Origin of the sequence: Thermogemmata fonticola, from assembly GCF_013694095.1 — a bacterium.
Classification (GTDB): Bacteria; Planctomycetota; Planctomycetia; order Gemmatales; family Gemmataceae; genus Thermogemmata; species Thermogemmata fonticola.
In genome coordinates this window covers 796,941-820,915 of sequence record NZ_JACEFB010000001.1, presented here as the reverse complement: position 1 = coordinate 820,915, position 23,975 = coordinate 796,941, and the positions used below count along the sequence as shown (strand labels likewise).

Genomic DNA, 23,975 nt, shown 5'->3' with positions numbered 1-23,975 from the left:
CCGGCACCGCCGCAAAACGTGTCCAGATCAAACACCATAACACCAAACGAGGGGTGCGCGAGAATGCGTGTTGGGATCGCCTTACCGACCTTGGCCAGTGGCGACGCTGTTGGCAATGATGCGCTAGGAATGGGGCGGCATCTCCGTGAGCGCGGTTGGGATGTCACCTTTTTCGCCTCGACGGTCAGCGGCGTTGCCGAACCTGTCCGGCGGCTGGAAGAGATCGGCCGGGTTCTTTGTTCTCCGGAGGATGTGCTGATCTACCATCACTCGATTGGCTGCGAAACGGCTGTGCGGGCGATGGAGCGCTTGCCCCTCCGGCGGAAGGCAGTCAAGTACCACAATGTTACTCCTCCCCGGTTTTTCTCCCAGGTGAAACGGCAGGTGGCCGACGGTTGCCGGGAAGGGATGGAGCAGGTGCCCCGCTTGGCGCGCTGCGGCGCCCACCTGTGGGCTGATTCCGAATTCAATGCTCAGGACATCCGCCAGTGCAATCCCCAACTCGCGGTGACAGCCTTGCCGCCGTTCCACCAAGTGGAAGAACTTTTTCATCAGGAACCAGACGGGCGCGCCGTGATCGGCTTCGACGATTGGACGAACACCTTCCTCCTGGTCGGGCGCCTGGTGCCCAATAAGAACGTACCCTTGGCTATCGAGACCTTGAAAATCTTCCGGCAGCGGTACGATGATCATGCCCGCTTGATTGTCGCGGGGCCGTGGCCGCTGCCCGACTATGTCCGCCAGGTGTTTCAGTACGTCCACGATCAAGGCCAGGAAGGCCATGTATTTGTCACTGGTAGCCTGACGGTCGCGCAGCTCAAGTCCCTTTACCTGATCTCCGATGCTCTCTTAGTGACCAGCGAACATGAGGGATTTTGTGTTCCCTTGGTCGAGGCGATGGCCTTACGAGTGCCGGCGATCGCGGTCCCGAATGCGGCGGTGCCGTTCACTGGCGGAGACGCGGTCCGATATGCCCCGGCGGACCCGGAGCTTCTGGCAGCGGAACTGGCGCGGGTCGTTTTGCATGACCCTCTGGAACGGGAAGAGCAAATCTGGCGCGGCTGGCAACGGTTCACGACTCACTTCTCGACTGAAGCCATCTCCCGGAAATTCGACGAGCTGTTCGACCGCCTGTTGGCCAGTTGATCTGCCGGGGAACAGGGAACGACGACCACGTCCACTTCCGCCTGAATCTCTGCATCTCTTCCTGTAGAGGGGCATATGCCCTTCTGTCTGTTCCCCCCACTTTTTCCTTCAGGCTTTTCGCTAAATTACCTCTGGATCAGACAAACGTGGAGAATGATCGCAGTCGTCCGCAGCGGGTGGCCATGCCCGGAACATCCCAAGGGAGACGCCAGTTATGATCACGTCACTGTTCGATTTAACCGGCCGTGTGGCTTTGGTGACAGGTGGGAATAAGGGGCTGGGTAAGGCGATGGCTCGCGGCTTGGCTGAAGCCGGTGCCGATGTGATCATTGCCAGCCGGCATGAAGACCAACTCCGGGAGGCGATCCAAGAGATCACGGCAGGGACGGGCCGCCGTGGAGCTTACCACGTGGCCGACGTAGGCAAACGGGAAGATTTGCTCCGTCTGGCGCGCTTCGCCCTCGATACCTTCGGCCATGTGGACATTCTCATCAATAATGCCGGGATGAACATTCCCCAACCAATCGATGCTATCACCGACGACGTCTGGGATCGCATGCTCGCCGTCAATCTCACCTCCGCTATGGTCCTGAGCCGAGAATTGGTTCCTCAGATGAAAGCGAGGCGGTGGGGACGGATTGTGCACATCTCCTCTATCCTCGGCCAGGTGTCCAAGGAGAAACGCAACGCATACTCGGCTACCAAGGCGGCGTTAATGGGGCTGGCACGGGCCAGCGCCATTGATCTGGGGCCATACAACATCACCGTCAACTGCATCGCTCCCGGTCCGTTCCTGACAGATATGCCAATGTCATTGCTCTCGGAAGCGGAGAAGCAGGCATTCGCACAACGGACCGCCTTGGGACGCTGGGCGGAACCCCGCGAACTGGTCGGACCCGTCCTACTTTTGTGCAGCGAAGCCGGCAGCTATATCACCGGCCAGACCCTGTTCGTGGATGGCGGCTGGTTGGCCCGATAGGGTGATCAATGGCGATGGACTAGCGTGTTAGCCTCGATTTTGGAGTGACTTGGCACGTTCAGTCACTTTGTGTGCTACAGTATTTTCAAACGGCACCTGAAGAATTGGGACCGCCAAGTGACACATTCCGCCCAATGTTGGCGGACCGAGGATTCGTATTGCTCGCCGGTGTCCAGTTTCAGTACAATGGACTATCTCCGAGGGATAACGGACAGAAAGGATGTTGCCGTGTTTCCCGCAGTGGGTTGGCCGCCATGAACGCCAGTTCATTAGTTCAGGACAGTGTGTCCCGGACGGGGCAGAAACCTCCACCGGGGGGAACGGCTCCAGGAAACGGAGTTCCTGGTGTCGTTGCCAAAAGCGTCTTCAGCGACAGTATCGAAGAGGCCAATCGCCATAAGTGGATCGAAAGTCAAAAAGCGGGATATGATCTGGGCGAATCCTGCATTCGAGAATGGGTTGCGAAACACTGGCAAGGATATCTCCGCGCACGCTGGGTCGAACACCTCCAAGGAAAATGTTTCTGGGTCGAGTTAGATCGGGGAGACTTTGGACTTCTGCAACGCGAATTTCACGACTGTAAGCCCCTCCTCGATGCTATTCTCGATCAACTCGCCGCCGGTAAGGAAAACCTCCACGTCATCCTCTGGGCTATGGACACCGGCCAACCTATCGAGCAGGTTTTGCGAATCCTCGAAGCCTTGGACATCAATAGCATCCGCCTGCGACATCAATTCGAGACACGTGAGTAAGTATCAAGACGGCTGCATGCTTGAAAGAAGCCGGAGTTGACGGCAAGAGCGTGGATATTCCCTTGCGGAATTGCAAAGACTCATCAACAAGTGTGCCGGCCGTGGTAAGTCGTCTAACAAAGTTGGGGCTGTGGCCAACAACAAGAAGCTAACTGCGTTATGCCCAGTGAGGTCTCCCGTCGGAAGATGAGTTCTCGGATCCAACTGTGCGGAAAGGGACCAAGGTACGACCTCAGCTCCAGGAGAAAAGCACATGAACAGACAATTGGTATTTGGAGGGGTGTTTGTGCTATTGGCCGGTGTGTGGGGCGCCAACCGATTCATGGCAGCACCGGTTCCCGCGGACCCGCCGGCGGCCAGTACACCGATCGAATCCTGGCGGAAAACTCTAGATCAAACATGCGATCTCGTCTTCCAGAACCGCTCTCTCAAGGAAGTTGTGGATGAACTCAAGGAGCGGACGAAAATCCCGATTCACCTGGACCCTAACGTGATGAATTTCGGCATCAACCCCCATGATCCATCGGTCAATATCGAGTTGAAGCAAGTCAAGCTGCAAGATGCCCTGCGGCGCATTCTGGCCCCTTACAACTTGCAATATGCGTTGACTCGCGAAGGGATCGTCATCTCCAGCGAGGATTTGGTGGTGGCTCGGCAATTGCGGCAGCGGGTGAAGGTCGATTGGGAGGGGACCCCCTTTGCGGAGGTTATTCGGCGACTTGCGGCAGAGACCGGGGCGAATCTCGTGGTGGATCCGCGGCTGAAAGACAAGGCCCAAGTTGCAATCACCTTGAAATTGGACGATGTTCCCCTGGAGAGTGCAGTGCGATTATTGGCTGAAGTGGCGGATTTGCGTGCCCTGCGAATGAACAACATCTTGTTCATCACTTCTGCGGAGCGGGCCGAACGACTACGTGCGGATGCGGATGGTCCTGTTCCCAGCGGTCCACCCACGCCGGGAACTATCCCCAACCTGCCCATCGGTGGCCCAGGGATCGGTTTTGGCGGATTTGGAGGAGGAGGGGGTATAGTCGTCCCTGGTTTCCCTGGAATTGAACCCGGCGTCCCTCCAGTCCCAGAAGCGGAGCGAAAAGAAACCCCGGCCCGGCCTGCCCCGGAAAAGGGGCCGGAAAAAGCCCCTGAGAAGAGGAAGAGCGGGGACAAAGAACCCGTGCCTTCGGAGCCGGCCCGCGATAAGTAACAGTCTTGCCGGCTCCAGTCGGCTTTAGACCACGCTTGGGCTTGATCCTCAATCCAGAATGCCTGCTTGGAACTCTTCGATCTCCGCTGCATAATCGATCGCCGGTTCCAAGGTGTTCGGTCCGGAAGGCAATTCGAGCACGGTCGCGGCCGGTTGAGCTTCCCCTTCCACCAGGTCTGCGGCGTGGGCCTTGGTAATGGCCTGCTGGGTGCTGGTGGGATCGACGGCATGGCAAATCCCTGTCAACTGCCGGGCAATGTCGCGCAATTCCCCGCGCCACTCCTCTGCTGCCATTCCGGGGGGAGTCAATTGGGCGAATTCCTCCAGCAGGAGGATCATGCGCAACAGGTGCCGGAAGATCAGCCCCTCCTGCTTGATGAGGTCACGGGTCGTGACGTATTTGTTGAAATCGCCATAGCGGAGGACCTCGCCAGCGACCCAGACGGCTTGGGTTTCCAAATCCGTCACGTCGGGATGCAATTCGTCGAAAAGGCAGCGGGCTTTCTCGGCCAGAACGAGGGGGCGCCCCTCCTCGTTGACAAGCCGTCCCTCTTCCTCACCGGTTTCGCTCTCGTCGTCCTGGGCTGCATGGGCAGGGTCGGAATCAGAGTCATCAGGATCATCCGCCGGGCCTGGCCGCTGCCGTTGAGGAAGCTGGACAGTGAGTAAGCCACGCTGGATCAGTTCCGGGTCCAGGCGGTTCCGCTCTAGCGGTCCGCCGCTCAGATCAAAAGGAACCCGCACCGAGCGGAGCAGAGGCCGGGGAAGGTCGAGCAGACTTTCGAGAAGTTGGATGCGTTCCTCCCGGTTGGCTTCGGCCATCCAATCCAGCAAGTAAACGCCATAGAGCGGATGGCAGCCGCGGAAGGCCAACAGCTTGGGCAACTCTGGGGTGGGTCGGGCGAGCGCCGGCTGGTAGTCGGAGAGCAGTCGGACGATCGCCTGGGGTTGGGTCAGTTCCGGGGGCGGTGGGGGGTCCAGTTCGACGAATCCCTTGCGATGCAGGGTAAGGAGCATCTGTCGGAGCTGTTTGAGTCCGGCTTCCACCCGCGGGCCATCGAGAAGTCTCTTGCGAACGAAGGAGCGAATGGCATCTACGTCGGGCGAGACGCTCAGGAGATAGGCCAGCAGCCGCCAAGGCAACGGGCCTTTGCTGTAGAGACGAGCCGGGGGTGCCCGCCGCAGCTTTTCAAATTCCGCCTCGTTCCAGTATTTCTTCTGAGTGTTGCGTGTGGGCTTCTTCCGCAAGAGTTCCTTCTTTTTTTTGAGCAGGGCAGGGTCCTTGGTGGTGTCGGGAATCTGCTCGTATTGCTGTTTCCAGCGGAGGATGCGCACATCGTCCTCATCCGCCAGTACGAAGACGAAGCCTTCTTTGTCATATTGAGGGCGCCCTGCACGCCCGAAAATCTGATGAGCGGTGCTGGCATCGATCAGCCGTTCCTTTCCGAATGGCCCTTTGACGAGCGAGGTCAGCACCACAGAACGTGCTGGCAGGTTGATCCCCGCAGCCAAAGTCTCGGTACACAACGCGACGGAAAGCAGTTTGCGCTCGAACAAGTCCTCCACCACGCGGCGGTATTTAGGCAGAACGCCGGCGTGATGGACGCCGATGCCGCGCCGCAACATTTGCTTGAGCTTGGGTCCGGCGCCGTGGGACCAATCGAGTTGGTCGCACACGCGGTTGACCGCTGCCTTCTGCCGTGGGGTCATCAAATCCAAACCCTTGAGCTGTTCCGCGACAGTCCAACATTCGTCCCGATTGAATACGAAGACCAGGGCAGGTAACTTACGGCTGTCCTCATCCCCTTGAGCCATCTCCATGAGCAATTCGTTGAGAAATTTGTCCGGTACCCAGCGATAGGTCAGGGGGACCTTCCGCTCGGTGCTCTCGACCAATTCCAGTTGCCGTCCGTGGACATTGGCCAGCCAGTGGAGAAACTCGAAGGAGTTGCCCACGGTAGCCGAAAGTAATAGCAAGCGCACATGCCGGGGCAGCAAATTGAGGGTCAGTTCCCAAACAATTCCTCGTTCCGGGTCCGCGAAACTATGGAATTCATCCATGACCACGGACGACACATTTTCAAAATGGAATCCTTCCGGGTGCAACAGCCGGTTGAGGAGAATCTCAGCGACGACGACCAACACGCGAGCCTGGGGGTTGACCCGGCGGTTTCCCGTCACCAGTCCCACATCGTCCGGAGTGAATCCCCAGCGTACTGCGGCGGCCTGCATCTCGGCGAACTTTTGCTCCGTCAGCGCAATGAGCGGCGTGGTGTAATAGGCCACCTTGCCGGTGTGCAAGGCCTCGTACATCGCGGCTTGGGCGATGAGCGTCTTGCCAGTTCCCGTCGGAGCGCAAACCATGACCCCCTGCTCGGAGGTGAACCAGGCCAAGAGGGCCTCCTCCTGCACCGGATATGGAGGGTAGGGTAACTGCTCGATGTAGCGCATCGCCAGTTCCGAGCGCGAAAGCGATGCGGTAGCCTCGTGTTGAGCGTGTAGATTCATGGTTTTTCCCAAAGCTTTTTCGCCATTGTACCCGAAGAGAGCCTTCCGCAGTAACGCTTGGCTTGCTTTGTTTCCAATGAGAACTGGCAAGGCAGCCTCCGTTGCGGCAAAACCTGGACCAGGGGTCGGGTTGGAATCGACCCACGGCCAGCAAGTCGACTAAGGCCATGAAGAGAAAAGAGAAGGAATCCGAGTTCGTCCTCTTACGCACTCGGTGGACATGAGGGGGTCAGATCCGACAAACGAAGTCGGAAACTCAGAGCGGCAGGATTTTTTTCGTGCATCGGGAGCGGCTATCGTGCAAAATAAAGGTACGTAACCAGCTTTGACGGGAGAAGGGGGGCAATGAAGCCTCCCACTCTCAGGACCAAGGATAAGGTTCAAGGTGTGATGAGGGACACGATAGTGCCGGCTGTGGCTCGCGGAATCCGACTATCTATTGGAGGACATAACGATGGCCAAGACTATGAGTCGGCGTGTGTTTCTGGGCACTGGTTTGGCTGTGGCGGCTCAGGTGACGATTGCGGGGACCAAATCGTCTGGCAAAGTTCTGGGAGCCAATGAACGCATTCGCGTCGCAGTCGCGGGCTTGAATGGCCGGGGCGGCGCTCACGTAGCCGAGTTTGCTCGCATCCCGGATGTCGAGATTGCTTATCTGGTGGACCCGGATCGCCGGACCTATCGCAAGCATCTGTCCACTCTGTCCAGCAAGAACCTGCCCGCTCCCAAAACGGAAACCGATATCCGGCGCGTGCTGGATGACAAAAGTGTGCATGTGGTAGCGATCGCAACGCCGAACCATTGGCACAGCCTGATGACGATATGGGCCTGCCAAGCGGGCAAGGACGTTTATGTGGAAAAGCCGTGCTCGCACAACATCCATGAGGGCCGTATAGCGGTGGAGGCCGCGAAGAAGTACGGTCGAATTGTCCAGCACGGAACGCAGAGCCGCAGTAGCCAGAGCTGGCTGGATCTGCAGGCTTTAGTCCAATCCGGAAAATACGGCAAGCTGCTCGTTTCCCGCGGCTTGTGCTACAAACCTCGCGGAAGTATCGGCTTCAAGGCACCTTCGCCGCCGCCTGCGGAAGTCGATTTCAACTTGTGGTTAGGGCCAGCACCGGAGCAGCCCCATCATGCCAACCTCGTCCATTACAATTGGCATTGGTTCTGGGACTTTGGCAATGGTGACATCGGCAACCAGGGAGTGCATCAGATGGACATCGCCCGTTGGCTGATTCCGGGTGCTACTTGGCCGGATTGGGTCATCAGCTTTGGAGGCCGGTTGGGCTATCGCGATCAAGGAGAGACGCCCAATACGCAAATTGCCATCATGGGTTACGGTTCGGTGTTACTGATGTTCGAGGTCCGGGGTCTCAAGACTCCCCCCTACTACGGCCAAGGCATCGGTAACGTCTTGCATTTTGAAGAAGGCGTGGTTGCCGGTGGCAAGTTCTACCCCAAGGGTCGAGGAGAAGGGGAACCATTAGCCAAGGTGACCAGCCCCACGCGCCGCAAGGGTGGTGGCATCTTCCAGAACTTCATCGAATGCGTGCGCAGTCGAAAAGCCGAGGAGTTGCACGCTCCGATTGAAGAGGGGCACATTTCCAGTGGTCTATGCCATTTGGCCAATATCTCCTACCGCTTGGGCAAGGAGGAGCCGTTCGATGCCAAACGGCAGATCATCGCGGGCAATGAGTTTGCCTCGGAAGCCTTGCAACGTGTGGCCGAGCACCTGAGCCAAAACGGGGTCAAACTCGAAGGGACCACCTGGAGAATCGGCCGCAAACTGGAGTTCGACGGAAAGCTCGAACAATTCCGCAACGATCCGGAGGCCAATGCTCTGCTGACCCGCAAGTACCGCCCGCCGTTCGTCGTTCCCGACAAGATTTGAACCCAGGATCTGAACCGGCCCTGTCCACGCAGGCTTGCCCTTACCACGAAGTCCAAAACGAAAGCTATTCGTAATTCCTTCGCCCTGTCTGCTTCCCAGAGTTTCTCTTGGCGAGCAGGCAGGATTTCTTATGCTGAGAGCGTATCGGATATCTCCTATGGAGTGTGTCAAGAAGTGTGTTGAAAGAGGGAACGACTTTTTTGGAGTTTGCCATGATGACAGAGCGTAGCGGCGGCCAGAAGTGTCATGAGGCAGGCCCAAGTAGTATACACCGTCGTCAATTTCTGACCCAAGCAACGGTTGGGACCGGGTTGGTATTTTGCTCCGGCCCGATCCTGTTGGGAATGAGCCGCCGGGGGATCGACCTGCAACCTGTCATTGGCAGTGGGGAGCACACCTACCGCTGCATTCACAATTGGGGCCAACTACCTGGGGATTACACCTGGCAAACCACGCACAACGTGGCGATCGACGGCGAGGGCTTGGTGTACATCACCCATCAAGGGATTGGTAAACAGATGGACACCGTGCTGGTCTTCGACGGGAGCGGCAAGTTTGTGCGTTCTTTCGGCAGAGCCTGGCATGGAGGCGGACATGGCATCGAAATCCGCAAAGAGGGACGCGAAGAGTTTATCTATCTGTGCAACACCTGGACTCCGGAATTGAAAGTGGTGAAGTGTACCCTAAAGGGGGAGATCGTTTGGACCCTCAAGCGGCCTCCCTGTGCCGAATATGAGGACCCCAAGAAACCGTTCCACCCAACCAACCTCTCTTGGCGGCCAGACGGAGGATTTACGGTAGGAGATGGGTACGGTAGCAACTACCTGCTCGATTTTGATAAGGATGGGCGATTGCTCCGGGTTTATGGGGGAAGCGGGGAGAAGATCGGGCAATTGCGTACGCCTCATGGCCATTGGTTGGACATGCGCCAGCCGCAGCATCCTGTGCTTGTCGTATGCGATCGCGCAAATGCCCGCCTGCAGTGGTTTGACCTTCAGGGCAAGGCTTTGGAGGCCTCCAAGCCGCGGGAGTTAGTGCTCTTCCCAGCCCATGCGAAAACACGGGGAGATGTCCTCCTCATCGCTGATTTGCATGCTCGGCTCACTCTGCTGGATCGGAACAACCGGCCGATCGTCCACTTGGGCGAAGATAAACCCTGGCGCGAGAAAGTGGTCGCGAGCTTGGGCAAAGGAATGAAGCCGATCCGCACTCAGCCCCATGAATGGCCGGCCGGTAAGTTCATCCATCCCCACGATGCCACGTTTGATCACCAAGGCAACATCTTCGTCGTGGAATGGGTGTCCACGGGTCGGATCACCCTTTTGCAGAAAGTGAATTGATCGCTGCTGCGGCGGGCAAACCGAGGCTGTTGCGGCTTTGGCCGAGCCGATTCTGGCCCGGAGAACTTCGCCTTCCATGACGGGCTGGCGCTTCGGCTCCCTTGACGAACGGCAGACCCCCTGGTACAATGTCATTAGCCTGCCGTAAGCGACTTTTCTCCAAGCGTGTGCTGGAAATCTCTTATGTCTTTTCGACCGCAATTCCGCAACCTTCCTAATGAGTTTCCTCTGCAAATCCTGAGGGTGTACCCCCAAGCCGCCGTGGTTCTAGTCACCCTCTTGATGTTCGGGCTGAATAGCTGTGGCCCCACGGATGAAATCCGCACTTACAATGCTCCTAGAGAGAAGGAAAGCGACAAGGTAGCTGCTCCGGGAGGAGGCATCCAGGGGAAAGGGATGCGCTTACTGGGGTTGATAATTCCCAAATCCCCAGGAGAGAGTTGGTTTGTGAAGTTCAGCGGTCCGGTGGAGCAAATCGAGCCTCACGTGGGGGCCTTTGATGCGTTTGTACAATCGATACGAGTGTCACCAGACTCGGCCAGCCTGACTTACACGCCACCGTCTGGTTGGAAAGCAGCTCCTCCGCGAGCGATGCGCCTTGTGACCTTTCTGCCGCCGGGAGAGGGCAAACAACCGGAGTTGTATCTGTCCCAGCCCTTCGGTGGCTCGCTTCTAGACAATGTCAATCGCTGGCGGGGAGAGGTCGGCTTGCCTCCGGTGAAAGAGGCGGATCTCTCAAGCGTAGTGACCGAGGTTAAGTTGGGCGATGTGAAAGCCTACCGGGTCGATTTTTCTGGACCCGGTGGGAAAAACCGCATGCCACCCTTCGCCCAATAACTTTTCGCCTTGATAGTCATGATGGGCTTGGCAATCGCGCGGGTGGCCAGAGCTGTTCAAGCCGATATTGTCAGGAACCGGATTTGAGGTTCAGGAGTCGATCATGAGTGCTCCCGCGGCGGAATATATGGAACCTGAGAGCATTCGGCCTCCCTACACTGTGCCTTTGTGGCGTCGCTGTCTGCGTCCGTTGGCTTCCCTCCAACTGACAGTGGTCCTCTTTGTCTTTTCTCTGGGACTGGTATTTTTCGGCACATTGGCGCAGAAGTCAGCAGGCATCTGGACAGTAGTGGATCAGTATTTCTGGTCCTGGATTGTTATCGTCGATGGACAGCACCTGATCGAGTTCGGCAAGGTGTTTCTGGGTTTGGACCCTAAGGTCCAAGCTCCTTCCTGGTTCCGCTTTCCGTATCCTGCCGGTAAACTTCTGGGTGGCTTGCTCTTCCTCAACTTGCTGGCTGCCCACCTGGTCCGCTTCCGCTGGACTTGGAAGCGCCTGGGGATCCTCATCCTTCACTTTGGCCTGCTCCTGCTTTTTGTCGGGGAGGCGATCACCCGCGAATTCCAGATCGAACAGCAGATGGTGCTGTCCCAACCGGGCGAGACAGCCAATTACGCCTTTGACAGCCGCAACTACGAATTGGCTTTCTTGCGTCCGCTCGACGACGGCACGGATCAAGTCACAGTCGTACCTGCCCGCCTACTCCGCCAAGCGGCTCGCCAGGGAACGAAGATTTCCCATCCCGATCTACCCGTGGACCTGATGGTCTTGCGCTACATGCCGAATAGTGATTTGCTGCCGTGGAAAGGGCCGGAAAGCGGGGTGGCCAATCCGGCGACCATAGGTTTTGGCCAAGATCATGTGGTGGTTCCACGGCCCGAAGTGGCGGGAGTCGATAACTCACAAAGCATCGATTTTCCCGCCGCCTACGTGCGACTACTAAAGAAAGGAAGTGAAGAAGAGCTTGGTGTGTGTTTGGTCACTCTCTGGCAGCGCCAAGCGCAAATCATCCCGATAGATGGGATTCCCTATGGCCTGATCCTCCGCCATGCCCGCTATTACAAGCCCTTCACTCTTACACTCTTGGAGTTCCGCTTTGACCGGTATTTGGGAACCGATATTCCAAAAAATTATTCCAGCCGGCTACTGCTCCATGATCCCGAACACAACCAGCAGCGCGAGGTGGTGATCCGTATGAATGAACCGCTCCGTTACCGGGGCGAAGCATTCTACCAATCCGGTTATACGCCGGACGAGCGAGGTACGATCCTCCAAGTGGTGCGCAATCCCGGTTGGCTGCTGCCATATATCTCCTGCGTTCTCGTGGCCGTGGGCATGATCTTCCACTTTGGCCTTTATCTTTTCCAGTTCTTGAATCGGGCCTTTTCTCGCTCGGATTCCAGAGTCAGTCTGAAGACCTCAAGGCCGGGGTTGGATAGTCCCGTGGCCTCGTCAGAAAGTCCTACGAAGAGGGGGGACTTCCGCTCCCCCAAAGGGCGGTTGCCGAAAGCGGTGGCAGCACCAGCGGTGTATGGGATTCATTCCAGGGCCATCTCCTCGGCGGCAGTCGTGGGAGCCGGGATGGCGCTGCTCTATCTCGCCAGCTCTATCTTTCCCCAGCGTTCAACGTCGGCCTTGGAGTTGCGAGATGCTGGGCGGTTGCCGGTCGTGGATGGCGGGCGACTGAAGCCGTTGGACACTTTTGCCCGCGTGCATCTGCGCCTGATCACCCATGCTGAGGAGTTCACCGACACGGACGGCAAGAAGAAGCCAGCAATTCATTGGTTCTTTGAGGTGGCGGCCCACGAGCCGGGATTGACCTCACCGGCGGCCAATGTCCCCGTGTTCCGCATTGAGAATGACCAAGTGCGAGACCTGTTGCGACTGCCCGCCCGCGAGGGTCTCCGCTACTCCCTGCGCGAGATGCTCGGCAACCGCGAGCAGTTACAACAGTTCATGGAAGCCGTAGCCCGCGCGCGGGAACGTGCCCCCAAAGATCGAGACCTGTTTGAGACTAAGGTGCTCGAACTGGATCACCAAATTCAGAAAGGGTTCCTGGCAATTGCCCACGGCCGGGCACCTCTGCTGATCCCCATCCACGGCGAGGCCGAGTGGGCAACACCTGCGGAGCTAGCCGATCGGATCGCTTTAGAAGAATTGAACGCCAAGCATGGCAGTTCGCTCCCTTTCCGGAGTCTGGAGGAATATCGCCGCTCTGTCCTGCAAATTGTTTCCGCCCAGGATCAGGAGAAGTGGAATCAGTTTCTCGATGAGCTAGCCCTGCAAGCGCGGCGGAAGGCGGCGGAGCGCTACCCGGCTTTAGCTGCATGGGAGGAGGTGTTGCGCGCTTATCGGTTCGGCAAGCCGGAAGAATGGCGGGTTGCAGTGAGCCGATATAACGAACTAGTGCAGTCGCATCTGACCCCAGCTCAGCGGCGCCGCGTGGCTTTCGAGGCTTTCCTCAACGACACGGCACTCTTCTACCACTGCATGATTATGTACCTTTTGGCGGCTATGGCGTGCTTGTCCGCTTGGGTGTTGGTGCCCCTCAATCCCGACAAGGGCGACTTCCTCCGCCGGTGTGTCTGGTGGTGGTTGGTGGTAGTGTTTGCCGTACATAGCTTCACCCTGCTGTCACGCATGTACCTGATGGATCGCCCCCTGGTCTTCGTCACCAATCTTTATTCCTCCGCGGTGTTTATCGGTTGGGCCGTTCTGGGATTGTGCTTGCTTTTGGAACGCATCTATCCGATCAGCGTTGCCAACATGGTCGGGGCTGTGTTGGGATTCCTGACCACTCTGATTGCGCATCAACTGGCTACCAGCGGAGACACCCTGGAGATGATGCAGGCGGTGTTGGATACCAATTTCTGGCTGGCCACCCACGTGACGACCATCACCTTGGGTTATGCTGCCACCTATGTTGCTGGAACAATCGGGCTGGTTTACGTGTTGCTTTCGATCTTACCCCGCGAAAAAGTGCTGGATGTGTCTGTAAGTTGGGGAGAAGGCTCTGCACGCCGGTCGATGGAAGTCGGGCGTATGCTCGGCCAGATGATCTATGCAGTTGTGTGCTTTGCGACGCTCCTGAGCTTCACCGGTACAGTTCTCGGCGGCATCTGGGCGGATCAGTCCTGGGGGCGATTCTGGGGCTGGGATCCCAAAGAGAACGGCGCGGTGATGATTGTCATCTGGAATGCGCTTATTCTCCATGCCCGCTGGGCGGGGCTAGTCAAAGAGCGCGGGATGGCCCTGCTGGCGGTGATCGGAAACATCATCACCACTTGGAGTTGGTTCGGCACCAATCAACTCGGCGTGGGCCTGCATGCTTATGGATTCAACAACAAATTGGCCCTGGGCTGCACGATCACCTGGGCTTTGCACGGCGCCGTGCTCATCGTTGGATTGGTACCTTGGAACCGCTTGTGGTCTCGGGCCAATTGGCAGCAGGCGTTGACAAGCTACCCCCTCCAGCCGTCACGCACCTGAAAACCTCTTCCACCTTTTCTCTGGGGCCATCACTGTGAGGAGGTGCAGGCCAGGGCTAAAGTGTGCTCGCTAAGGCGCTCGCAACCCGTTTCCGTGATGCGATATACATGTTCAAAACGCATTCCACAGTCGTCGCAGTATAGTCCGGGTTCAAGGGTAACGACGTCGCCGACTTGTAGCACCTCCGTGGAGTGAGGAACGAAGAAGGGCGGCTCCGGATGCATAAGTCCTAAGCCATGGCCGGCATGCGTTGTAAAGAATGCCTCTAAACCCCGGCGGCGGAAGGCATCGCGGACGGCATGATACACGTGTTGGCCTGTGGCACCAGGGCGAAGGGCAGATTCGCCGGCACGGATCGCTTCGAGACAAGCCTCGTAAAGCTCTTGCTGTCGTGGTGGTACTGAACCGACACAGAGAGTGTTCGTGCAATCGCTGCGATAACCGCCGAGGACGACGGAGTAATCCAGAATGAAAGTATCTCCCCGTTGCAGGCGGTAGTTAGTCGGCGGGCCGCCCCGTTTCTTCCCCTTGGCAGCCACAAAATCACCGTACACCACAGCCCAATGGCCTAAAAACTGATACACCGCTTGAGTGACGCCGCTGTAAACCTCCAATTCTGTCATACCCGCTTGGAGATGCTGGCGTGCCCAGGCATGCCCTGCTTCCGTGGCGCGCAGGCAACGCCGGATCATTTCCAGTTCGTCTTCGTCCTTCGCGCGGCGGAGCTGGGAGATGGCGGTGTGGATCTCGCGAGCTTGAGGGTCTGTCAGTGCATCATGAATGCGACCTCCATACTGGTTCAAGATCGGCTCGAATATCAACCGCCGGGGACCGCGGCCAGGTGATTGGCCGTCGTACCAAACTAAGGCCTCATGCTGTTCCACCTGTGCGCTGGCACCCGGCAGTCGGCTGTCGTAATAAAGGCGGCCGTCTCCGTTGGGGAAGAGAACCAAGATAGCTCCGAAATCAGCATGCTGGTGGATGGCTTCGACGTGGAAACCGGCCAAATACCGCAAGTGGATGGGATCCGCAAGCACCACGGGAGTTTTCCATCCCAGATGGTTCACCAGTCGCTCGCGGCGGCGGCGGCAGCCCTCCGGTGTCAACATGACGGCACTCCTGACAAAGTCCTGGGCGTATTCCTGCCAATGTTGTTATGGAGTTGCAGCACCGCTGTCGCCAACAGGAGCATTTTTATGAAGGGTTCGTCATCCAACTCAGATGGAATCCGCACCGTGACACAATCCCTTGGGGAAAGATTATCCCCACCACTCAGTGCGGTGACGGTCAGTTTCCTCTGCGGTTCCTGCGGCCAGACGATCTCCATTTCCCAACCGCTGGAGCTGGTTTGGACGATCCAGGGAGCCGGTTGCGAGTGAGGGAAGGTCAGCCAGACACTCGGAGGTCTGCGCAGGCTGATGTGGCCAATGGGGCAGTGCAAGGCATCGCGGACGATCCCTCGGCGCCAGCCCCACCTCAGGCTGAACGTGAAGACCAAGGATTCATCGGGGGTTTCACAAAAATGCCAAGTGGTCGGGCAGCGATGAAGCCTCAACCAACGCCGTAAGCTAGTTGCCACGGGACCCAAATGTTCGGTCACCACGCCGCGCAGACTCTGGTCCTGAGCGTCCCAGATATGCCAGCGTTTAGGTTGAGAGGACGAGCAAGGCAGGGAGGCTGGAGCGGACGAGAGCACGGCTGGTCCGATCCTCCACGCGCGGCATTCCAGCATCATCAATATCCCTAGGAGTTTCTCGACTTGCCCGTGGAGCCTTTGGCCTCATGCAGAAAAAGCATCGTTGGCCTTAGGTGAGTCCGGGTAGCGGTTGCTATTATCACTATAGGACTAGACGGGAGAAATCGTGAACACAACTTCGACTTGGATCGACAAGCGAGAAGAGCGCATCCGCAACATGTTCAGCGAGATTGCGCCCTGGTATGATTTTCTCAATCACTTCCTGAGCCTCAATATCGACCGATCCTGGCGGCGGAGAGTCGTGGCCTTAGTGCCTCCTCCTGCTGCGGCGGAGGGTCCGATTCTTGATGTGTGCACGGGCAGCGGCGATTTGGCTTTGGCCTATGCGCAGGTCGCTCCTTCGAGCACACAGATCGTTGGAGCCGATTTCTGCCATGAGTTGCTCCAGCAAGCTCGACGCAAGGCGCACCTGAAGCCATGCCCAGCTTCCCTCACTTTCGTGGAAGCGGATGCTCAATACCTGCCATTTCCCGACAATAGTTTCGCCCTGGTGTGTGTGGCATTCGGACTGCGGAATATCACAGATATGCACCGTGGTCTTTGGGAGATGATCCGCGTACTGCGTCCCGGCGGCCGCTTGGCGATCCTGGAGTTTTCCCGCCCGCGCCGCAAAATCCTGGGGAGCCTATATACGCTTTACTTCCGCTATCTGCTGCCCCTGATAGGCCAGTTGTTATGTCGCAATCGCTATTCCGCCTACCGCTATTTGCCGGAGAGTGTGTTGCAATTCCCGGACTACGAAAAATTGGCCGCGATCTTACAATCTCATGGATTGAGGGATGTTGCGTTCGTCCCCTTCACGGGAGGGATTGCGACACTGTACACGGGACGCAAGCCAGCAGAGATGCGTTGAAATTTGATCGACAAAATGCACAAGCCGTGAGGCAAGGCAATCATGGGGTCCTCGGAGACTGCGAGCCAGTTGGAACAGCGGGCAATAACTGCAAGTCGCCAGAAGGCACCAGAACATTTGCTCTTGCGGGCAATCCGCGGAGAACAAGTGGAACGGCCGCCTGTCTGGGCCATGCGCCAAGCAGGACGATGGGACCCGGAGTTTCGGCGGATTCGCGCCGACCGGCCATTCTTTGATTTTACCGAGGATGTGGACAGTGCTGTCCAGGCGACTCTCTGCCCTCGCCGCTTTGGCGTGGATGCCATCATCCTTTTCTACGACATTACGACCTTGCCTGTCGCAATGGGTTTGCCTTTCACCTTGCAAAGTGGAGCCGGGCCAGTGCCGGAAAAACCCGTGCGGACTTTGGCCGATGTCGAACGACTGGACCCCGAACCTTCGCCCTCCCACTATGCCCACGTCCTGGAGTTGTTACGCCGCGTGAAAACCGAACTAGCAGGCCAATTACCCGTTATCGCTTTTGCCGGTGCTCCTTTCACTGTGGCGACCTACTGTATTGCGACGGGCAAAGACCTGCCGCAAACCCGGCGATTCGTCGGCGAACAGCCGAGAGCCTGGGAAGAATTACTCCAACGATTGCAGCATGCCACGATTCGCTTTCTGCGCACCCTGATTGAGGCCGGGGCCGATGTCTATCAGGTGTTCGATTCCTGGGCGGGGATGTTGAATCCGTTGGAATACGATATCTGGGCACAACCGCACCACCAGGCTATCTTTGCCGCGGTTCGCCAAGCACCCGGTATCCTCTTTGTCAAAGAATGTTCGTATCTCGATCTGATGTGTGCTAGCGGGGCGAATGTGATCAGTTTAGGGACTCGTCACGATTTGCAAGCCGCTTTGCGTCGCTATCCTCACCTGGTTTTTCAGGGGAATATCGACTTCCGCATCCTTCGGGAGGGCACGCCGGAAGATGTACGCCGGGCAGTGTGGCGCTGCTTGGACGCGAGCGGCGGGCAACGGCATATCGTCAATTTGAATCACGGATTGGACAAGGATACACCGGTTGCCAATTTTGCGGCCTACGTGCAAGCTGTTCAGGAGTGGCGCCGCACTCGTGAGATTCTCTAAATAGGCAGGAAAGTTGCATCCTTCTTCAGGCTGCGGAAGCTCGAGATATGAAAAAATGTGTATTAATCATAGCATTCATCCATCTCGGCCTGGGTGTAAGTTTGGCTCCCGCAGGATTCCTTCAAACGCGGGAAGTGGACCGGCGCGAATTGCTGGAAGCCTTTCAGAGGCAACTGCAAAACGTGGTTAAGACAGCAGGGCCAGGAGTGGTGGCCATTGTTGTTTCGCGCAGTGAGTTTTATCCGCCACGGCCGCCCGATGCACCGGCAGGTCAATTGGGAGCGTTCGATCCGCGGGAGTTCATCAAAGGGGATGCTTCGCCGTCCCGTATCCGCTTGGCGAAACATTTGGACTTGAGCGATCCCCAAGCGATCGCCGAACACGGCTGCGCCGGTGGAGTGGTACTCGATACATCAGGGTTGATCCTAACTTTGTATCACGTCATCGAGGGAGCCAGGAAAATTTACGTTCACACGGCGCAGGGCGGCTCTTACGCCGATATTCATGCGGCAGATGCCCGATCGGATTTGGCTGTTCTCAAGCTCATTCGGCCTCCCGATGGGTTGGTTCCCATCCGCTTCGCCGATGTGCTACTTTACGATCTGCCGCAGCGCAAGGCGACGGTGGCGCCCGGCCGCCTAGTGGTATTGCTAGCTTACTCTGGACGGGGCGAACTGCGATTGGAAAAACCCAGTGCGGCCTTCGGCAGCCTAACCAACGTTCGTCATCGTTTAAGTCTGCTCCGGGGTGATGGGGATGTGCCCCTAGACAAACAGTCCAGTTACTACAAATCCGGGGTGCTTCTGGAACATGATGTGCGTCCCTTTTCCGATATCAGCGGCGCCGCCTTGGTCAATCTCGACGGGGAATTGTTGGGATTGGTGACAGCCGGTGCGGTGGTCTACGACCGCTCGATCGGCCCCGGCTATGCCCTGCCTGCCGATGAGAACTTTCGCCGCATCTTGGAAGTGTTGCGCCGAGGGGAAGAGGTAGAATATGGCTTTCTCGGTGTCACCTTAGCCGAGAGCCGAGGACGGCGCGAACAGGGAGTGGAAATCGGAGCCGTCAATCCAGGGGGACCCGCCGATCAAGCCGGTCTTCGCCCTGGCGACCTCATCATCCGCATCAACGGTTATCCGATTGAATCGTATGACGATCTGCTGATTCACATTGGAGCGGCTCTAGCCGGGTCGAAAGTGGAATTGACGGTGCTGCCCCGCTTGGGACCACCGCGCACCGTAACGGCTACCTTGGCCAAATTCAACAATCCCCAGCCGTTTATCGCTTCGGTACGTCCTTCTCCTGTGTTCGGCCTGCGCGTCGATTATTCCAGCATTCTGACCTTGCGCCTGCGAACTCAACCATTGGCGTTAGCATCGCCGATTTTGCCCGGAGTGTGCATTCGTGAAATTATCCCAGGATCGCCGATGGAGAGGAAACTCAAAACCTTGGGGGAATCAACGGATCGTTGGCTGATCACACACGTCAATCACAAGCCTGTGGCGAGTCCTGCGGCTTTCTACTCTGCCTGTAAAGATCAGAAAACTCTGACACTCACTCTCATCGACATCACGGAAACTCCACCGCGACCTCGGGAGCTTATTGTTCCCTAAAGGGAAAAAACAAAAAGGAGAGACAGGCATGAGGAAATATGCCATTTGCAATGAGACATTCGAGGGTTGGGAACACGCCCGCATATGTGCCCGAATCGCCGAGTTGGGTTACACCGGTTTGGAAGTGGCTCCCTTCACTTTGGCACCCCGCATTACCGAGGTCACAGCCGTTCAGCGTGCGGAATTGCGACGCCAGGCTCAAGCAGCGGGGGTCCAAATCCTGGGACTGCATTGGTTACTGGCTCGCACCGAGGGGTTTCATCTCACCAGTCCCGATCCCGCCGTGCGGCAGCGCACCGGAGAGTACCTGGCGGAATTAGCCCATGCCGCTGCGGATTTGGGCGGGAATATCCTCGTGTTGGGTTCGCCCGCTCAACGAACCTATCCCGCTGAATGGTCACGACAGAAGGCTGAGGATTTTGCCCTGGATACCCTCAGTTATTGCCTGAAAGCGTTGGAACAACGCCAGGTGTATTTATGCCTGGAACCGCTCTCTCCTACAGAAACCAATTTTCTCAACACTGCAACGGAAGCGGTCGCCCTAGCCCAGCGGTTGAATCACCCCTACGTCCGCTTGCATCTCGATGTCAAGGCGATGTCCTCGGAAGCTCTTCCCATCCCGGAAATCATCCGTACACATGCCGCATGGCTCACTCACTTCCATGCCAACGATCCGAATAAACGGGGTCCTGGCTTCGGCTCAACGGACTTCTGCCCCATCTTGCAGGCACTCTGGGATATCCACTACACCGGCTGGATTTCCGTCGAGGTTTTTGACTACAGCCCTGATCCGGAGACTATTGCACGGGAAAGCATCCGTTATTTGAAGGAATGTGCCGAAAAAGTTACGCCCTTTTCCAAGCGTTGAGGACCTGATCGATCTTTCTCTTGGTAGACGCCTGAGATGTTTCTCCTTGCAATTTCCGAGGTGTACCATGAATCGAGTCGGCCTGTGGGCCTTATGCCTCGTGCTGTTTTGGGTCTCTGAAGGGACAGCTCAGGAGCTATCCTTCGGGTATGCCCACAAGGATATTACCCCGGAACTCGGCAAGAAACCAGTTTATCTGGCGGGATTCGGCCACAATCGGCGAGCCACGAAAGTCCATGATTCGATCATGGCCCGTGCCGTGGTGCTCGCATCGAAGAATGAGAAAATTGCTTTGGTCAGTGTGGATGTGATTGGCATTTTTTTGCCAACGGTGGAGCGGATCCGGTCTCGTTGTCCCCACTTTTCTTACATCCTGGTATCCTCAACGCATAATCACGAGGGACCCGATACGCTCGGTCTGTGGGGTCCGAGTCCGATTCAAAGCGGTGTGGACCCTGAGTACATGAAAAAGTTGGAAGACGGTTGCGTGGAAGCCATCCGGACAGCCGAAGCGGCACTCCAGCCGGCCAAGGCGCACATCGGACGGGTCAATGCCCCGGAGTTGCTCCGGGATAGCCGGCAACCCATCGTATTGCACGATGAGTTGGTCGCCCTTCGCTTCACCGAGGCTGCCACCGAACGATCGCTGGGGCTGCTCGTTCAATGGAATAACCACCCCGAAGTGCTGGACTCCAAGAATACGGAGTTGACGGCGGACTTCCCGTACTATGTCATCGAGGCTTTGCGAGCGAAATATCAATGCCCCGTGATCTACTTCACCGGCACCGTTGGGGGTTTGATGACACCCCTGGGGTTAGCGGTCCGAGACGAGAAAGGCCAAGAGCTGACAGATGGCACGTTCGCCAAGGCAGAGCGTTATGGCCGCTTGGTCGCTGATGCGGTCCAGAAAGCCTTGCAAAAGAGCGAACCACTGCGGCTAACACCCTTTACCATTCGCCGTAAATCTATCTTGGTTCCAGTGGACAACAAGTTGTACCGCTTGGGCTGGCAAGTGGGGACCCTGCAACGGCCGTTGTATGTTTGGGACAACAATCCTTCACCCGCCAAGTTTGTTGAAACCCAAGATGTCTCCCGGCGGGTTGCGATCAAGACCGAAGTCGGCTATCTCCAGCTTGGAGATTTGGAAGTTGCCGTCATACCGGGCGAAATCTATCCGGAGTTGGTGCTGGGAAAGGTCCAAGACCCTGTGGACTCCGGGGCGGACTTTCCCGATGCGCCTATTGAACCGGCCATCTATCCCCACATGAAGAAGGGGAGACATCGCATGATCATCGGCCTGGGTAATGATGAGATTGGTTACATCATTCCGAAGCGGCAATGGGATGAAAAGCCGCCTTACTGTTACGGACTTAGGAAGGCTCAATACGGCGAAATCAACAGCGTCGGGCCAGAGGCGGCTCCCCTCATTTGCGAGGCGTTCCGGGAGTTGACACGCCAGCCATGAGGCGCTTGACCAACATCGTGGCGTAGCAACCGCGGGGTAACTCGAACTCCAGCACGAGTTTGACCTGCCCGCATTGCAATTCATCGTCTGCTATATTCCAGCGCAACTGGGTAGGCCGGACGGATACAGCCCGTTCCCCTTTCGGAAAGAAGGGGCGGTCTAAACCGGGTATTTTCAAGCGTTCCAGGGTCAATCCCTCATGGTGTAGCACCTGTTGGAGGAGGGGAAGCCACCATTCGTGGCCGTGAGGTTTCAGCCGGGAACAGGGCAGAGGTAGACGTCCCGCCGTCCAATGCGAGAGCAGAGAATCCGGCACGCGGCGAGGCGCAGGCCAATCGCCATGCTTGGTCCTTAGGGTCACAAGGTCGCTTGCGGCTACACTCTGCTTCAGCCAAACTGCCAGGGTCTGGTTCCAAAGCCAGCTCTGGTAGGCGGCGACATATAATCCCTTCAGTTCCGGGCGCAAGCGGGCCACAGCCCCTTTGTAATCCTGGGGATGATCCGCCAGGTAACAGACCAAACTCCGCGCGTGACTCCGGGGTAACAACTCCCGCAAGCTGGTCCATTGACCCCAGTGGGTCCGCAATAATTGCTTGAGTCGTTTATCGGCCGCACGATCATACTCATAAGGCGCAGCCAGTGCTTGCCAGAGGGCGCCTTCCCAATTGGCTTGGAGCATGTATTTGGCGATGAACGCGGATTCCTCCCCCACCGAACCGAAGCGCTGATCGTCGAAGTAGTTCGGGTAGCCGATGGCCGCCACCTCGCTGTCCGCTACCTGGGCGGCAGCCTCTGCCTCTCGCAAGGACATATCCCGCATGACGACTGTGAACCGATTGGACCGAATGTTCGTGGACGTGTACGGTTCCACAAGCTGGCCGAGATATTTCACCTGGAACCGCAGGTGTTCCAAGTCCTGTGGCGGACCGCGGAAAATGCTGAAGTATTGCGACGTGATGGCGTGGCGGTCTTTCAGCCCGCCGTAGCTAATCCGCCGATGATGAATGTTCCACTTCCGGCGAATGATAGCTAGCGCATCAGGAGTCGTCCAACCTGTTTTGACGAGCTTGTAGAAAGCAAACTCACCCGTGTTGCCGGGTACGACATCGGTTATTTCTTCTACCTGGAAATCTTCAGGCTTTTGGCGGAGCTTCATACGGCATATTCTATGCTGCTCTGTCTCGTCTATTCCGCAGTCATTGGCCGGGGAGCAGCGGCGCAGTCCGGATGCGATCCGTGGAGGTGGACGATGGGGTATCCGATAGCGACTTCCCTAAAGACGACGGCGAGTTCGTGAAGGGCCGGTCGTCGAACAAAAATGACCATTGCGGGAAGCGCTGAGGGTCGCTCGCAGGGCGAGGGGGAGGAGCGAAAGGATAATGCCACGAGGTAGATATCTGACGAGGCCCCTTGGCTACACGTTCGCGAGCCAAGGCGTCGAGGAGTGCAATCAGGTGAGCGTGACCTTGAGGAGTGTCGTCGATCACGAGAAGATCAGAGGAGTTTTCCGGATCGCCAGGCGATGTTTTTTCATCCTCCAGCACCACGACCTGAGCAATAGGCAGTCCCTCGTTTTGACACTCCTGAATCCAACGCTCGGCAGAGGAACGAGCCGAGGGATGCAGCACGACGACAAAAACAGCGTCGGTATCTTCAGACCGAATCTCCCGCATCTGGTGCTTCATCCATCCGAGATGGAAGGGGACTTGGCCAGTGGCAATTTTGGTATAGCCAGCTTCTTGCCATTGGTTTTGCCATCGGGAAACTTGTTGCACATGCAGCGGATTCAGACCGCTTAGGGCAAAGATGTAGACGCGGTTGCGTTGCACTAAGGGGAGGGAGTGGTATAAATCCACCTCTTGAGAGAGCGCTAACCCCCCGTAGTTATGGCTGATGCACCCTGTGGAGCTGAGGAGCAGAAGACCGAGCCAAGTGCAGAGTTTTCGCGCCGTGCTTAAGCAAACTTTATACCCTATGTCTTTCTTCATCTTTTCCAATCCCTGCACTTTGTTCTGATTGCCCTTATTGGAGAAATCGGCAGAATCGGATTCTTCCGCACTGCTGTTCTGATCAGATTGGGGAAGGAGACAGGAAAAATGGGAGAGCCTTTACGGTTTGGAAAACCTGTAGGAGGAAAAAAGGGATAGT

The 23,975-nt window shown here is 57.2% G+C and carries 18 protein-coding genes; 13 read left to right on the top strand and 5 right to left on the bottom strand.

Annotated features, from left to right (window positions below):
- Positions 1 to 63: 63 nt before the first annotated feature.
- The 4 genes from H0921_RS02975 to H0921_RS02960 all read left to right on the top strand — a co-directional run bounded on the left by H0921_RS02975 (position 64) and on the right by H0921_RS02960 (position 4,078).
- Positions 64 to 1,146, top strand: coding sequence for a glycosyltransferase (locus H0921_RS02975; protein WP_194536513.1), 1,083 nt, complete (start codon positions 64 to 66; stop codon positions 1,144 to 1,146).
- Between the two features lie 214 nt (positions 1,147 to 1,360).
- Entirely contained in the window at positions 1,361 to 2,125 is a 765-nt protein-coding gene (locus H0921_RS02970) for an SDR family NAD(P)-dependent oxidoreductase (protein ID WP_194536512.1), read from the top strand.
- A 254-nt stretch (positions 2,126 to 2,379) separates the two neighbouring features.
- Positions 2,380 to 2,877 (top strand): hypothetical protein, encoded by a 498-nt coding sequence (locus tag H0921_RS02965; protein ID WP_228498905.1) that lies wholly within the window; start codon positions 2,380 to 2,382, stop codon positions 2,875 to 2,877.
- Between the two features lie 253 nt (positions 2,878 to 3,130).
- A complete protein-coding gene (locus H0921_RS02960) occupies positions 3,131 to 4,078 on the top strand; it encodes an STN domain-containing protein (protein ID WP_194536511.1) in 948 nt (315 codons plus the stop codon).
- A gap of 48 nt (positions 4,079 to 4,126) precedes the next feature.
- Here H0921_RS02960 and H0921_RS02955 read toward each other — a convergent pair whose 3' ends face one another.
- Positions 4,127 to 6,586, bottom strand: a complete 2,460-nt coding sequence (locus H0921_RS02955) for a DEAD/DEAH box helicase (protein WP_194536510.1) — start codon at positions 6,584 to 6,586, stop codon at positions 4,127 to 4,129.
- A gap of 454 nt (positions 6,587 to 7,040) precedes the next feature.
- Between H0921_RS02955 and H0921_RS02950 the strand changes: the two genes are divergently transcribed.
- The 4 genes from H0921_RS02950 to ccsA all read left to right on the top strand — a co-directional run bounded on the left by H0921_RS02950 (position 7,041) and on the right by ccsA (position 14,144).
- Positions 7,041 to 8,477, top strand: coding sequence for a Gfo/Idh/MocA family protein (locus H0921_RS02950; protein ID WP_228498904.1), 1,437 nt, complete (start codon positions 7,041 to 7,043; stop codon positions 8,475 to 8,477).
- Between the two features lie 212 nt (positions 8,478 to 8,689).
- Positions 8,690 to 9,817, top strand: a complete 1,128-nt coding sequence (locus H0921_RS02945) for an NHL repeat-containing protein (RefSeq protein WP_194536509.1) — start codon at positions 8,690 to 8,692, stop codon at positions 9,815 to 9,817.
- A gap of 183 nt (positions 9,818 to 10,000) precedes the next feature.
- The gene (locus H0921_RS02940) at positions 10,001 to 10,654 is read left to right on the top strand and encodes a hypothetical protein (RefSeq protein ID WP_194536508.1); all 654 of its coding nucleotides are present in this window, start codon (positions 10,001 to 10,003) and stop codon (positions 10,652 to 10,654) included.
- 103 nt (positions 10,655 to 10,757) lie between these two features.
- Positions 10,758 to 14,144, top strand: a complete 3,387-nt coding sequence (gene ccsA, locus H0921_RS02935) for a cytochrome c biogenesis protein (protein WP_194536507.1) — start codon at positions 10,758 to 10,760, stop codon at positions 14,142 to 14,144.
- Between the two features lie 29 nt (positions 14,145 to 14,173).
- Here the strand turns inward: ccsA and H0921_RS02930 are convergent, their stop codons facing one another.
- Both H0921_RS02930 and H0921_RS02925 read right to left on the bottom strand, forming a co-directional pair.
- Positions 14,174 to 15,253, bottom strand: a complete 1,080-nt coding sequence (locus H0921_RS02930; protein ID WP_194536506.1) for a M24 family metallopeptidase — start codon at positions 15,251 to 15,253, stop codon at positions 14,174 to 14,176.
- The gene (locus H0921_RS02925; protein WP_194536505.1) at positions 15,247 to 15,840 is read right to left on the bottom strand and encodes a hypothetical protein; all 594 of its coding nucleotides are present in this window, start codon (positions 15,838 to 15,840) and stop codon (positions 15,247 to 15,249) included. Before H0921_RS02925 ends, H0921_RS02930 begins: the two co-directional genes overlap by 7 nt.
- Positions 15,841 to 16,006: 166 nt before the next feature.
- On the opposite strand from H0921_RS02925, the gene ubiE reads away from it, so the two are divergent.
- The 5 genes from ubiE (at position 16,007) to H0921_RS02900 (ending at position 21,827) form a co-directional block, all read left to right on the top strand.
- Complete coding sequence (gene ubiE / locus H0921_RS02920) at positions 16,007 to 16,753, top strand: bifunctional demethylmenaquinone methyltransferase/2-methoxy-6-polyprenyl-1,4-benzoquinol methylase UbiE (protein WP_315851832.1); 747 nt, start codon at positions 16,007 to 16,009, stop codon at positions 16,751 to 16,753.
- 42 nt (positions 16,754 to 16,795) lie between these two features.
- Positions 16,796 to 17,881, top strand: a complete 1,086-nt coding sequence (locus H0921_RS02915) for a uroporphyrinogen decarboxylase family protein (protein WP_194536504.1) — start codon at positions 16,796 to 16,798, stop codon at positions 17,879 to 17,881.
- A gap of 47 nt (positions 17,882 to 17,928) precedes the next feature.
- Positions 17,929 to 19,494: a trypsin-like peptidase domain-containing protein gene (locus tag H0921_RS02910; RefSeq protein WP_194536503.1), complete on the top strand. Its 1,566-nt coding sequence runs from the start codon at positions 17,929 to 17,931 to the stop codon at positions 19,492 to 19,494.
- A gap of 28 nt (positions 19,495 to 19,522) precedes the next feature.
- Entirely contained in the window at positions 19,523 to 20,362 is an 840-nt protein-coding gene (locus H0921_RS02905; protein ID WP_194536502.1) for a sugar phosphate isomerase/epimerase family protein, read from the top strand.
- Between the two features lie 67 nt (positions 20,363 to 20,429).
- A complete protein-coding gene (locus tag H0921_RS02900; RefSeq protein ID WP_228498903.1) occupies positions 20,430 to 21,827 on the top strand; it encodes a hypothetical protein in 1,398 nt (465 codons plus the stop codon).
- On the opposite strand, the gene truD is transcribed toward H0921_RS02900, so the two are convergent.
- Together truD and H0921_RS02890 are read right to left on the bottom strand one after the other, a co-directional pair.
- Positions 21,787 to 22,983: a tRNA pseudouridine(13) synthase TruD gene (gene truD / locus H0921_RS02895; protein ID WP_194536500.1), complete on the bottom strand. Its 1,197-nt coding sequence runs from the start codon at positions 22,981 to 22,983 to the stop codon at positions 21,787 to 21,789. The two genes, H0921_RS02900 and truD, sit on opposite strands and share 41 nt — an antisense overlap.
- 40 nt (positions 22,984 to 23,023) lie before the next feature.
- A complete protein-coding gene (locus H0921_RS02890) occupies positions 23,024 to 23,815 on the bottom strand; it encodes a hypothetical protein (RefSeq protein ID WP_194536499.1) in 792 nt (263 codons plus the stop codon).
- Positions 23,816 to 23,975: the final 160 nt, after the last annotated feature.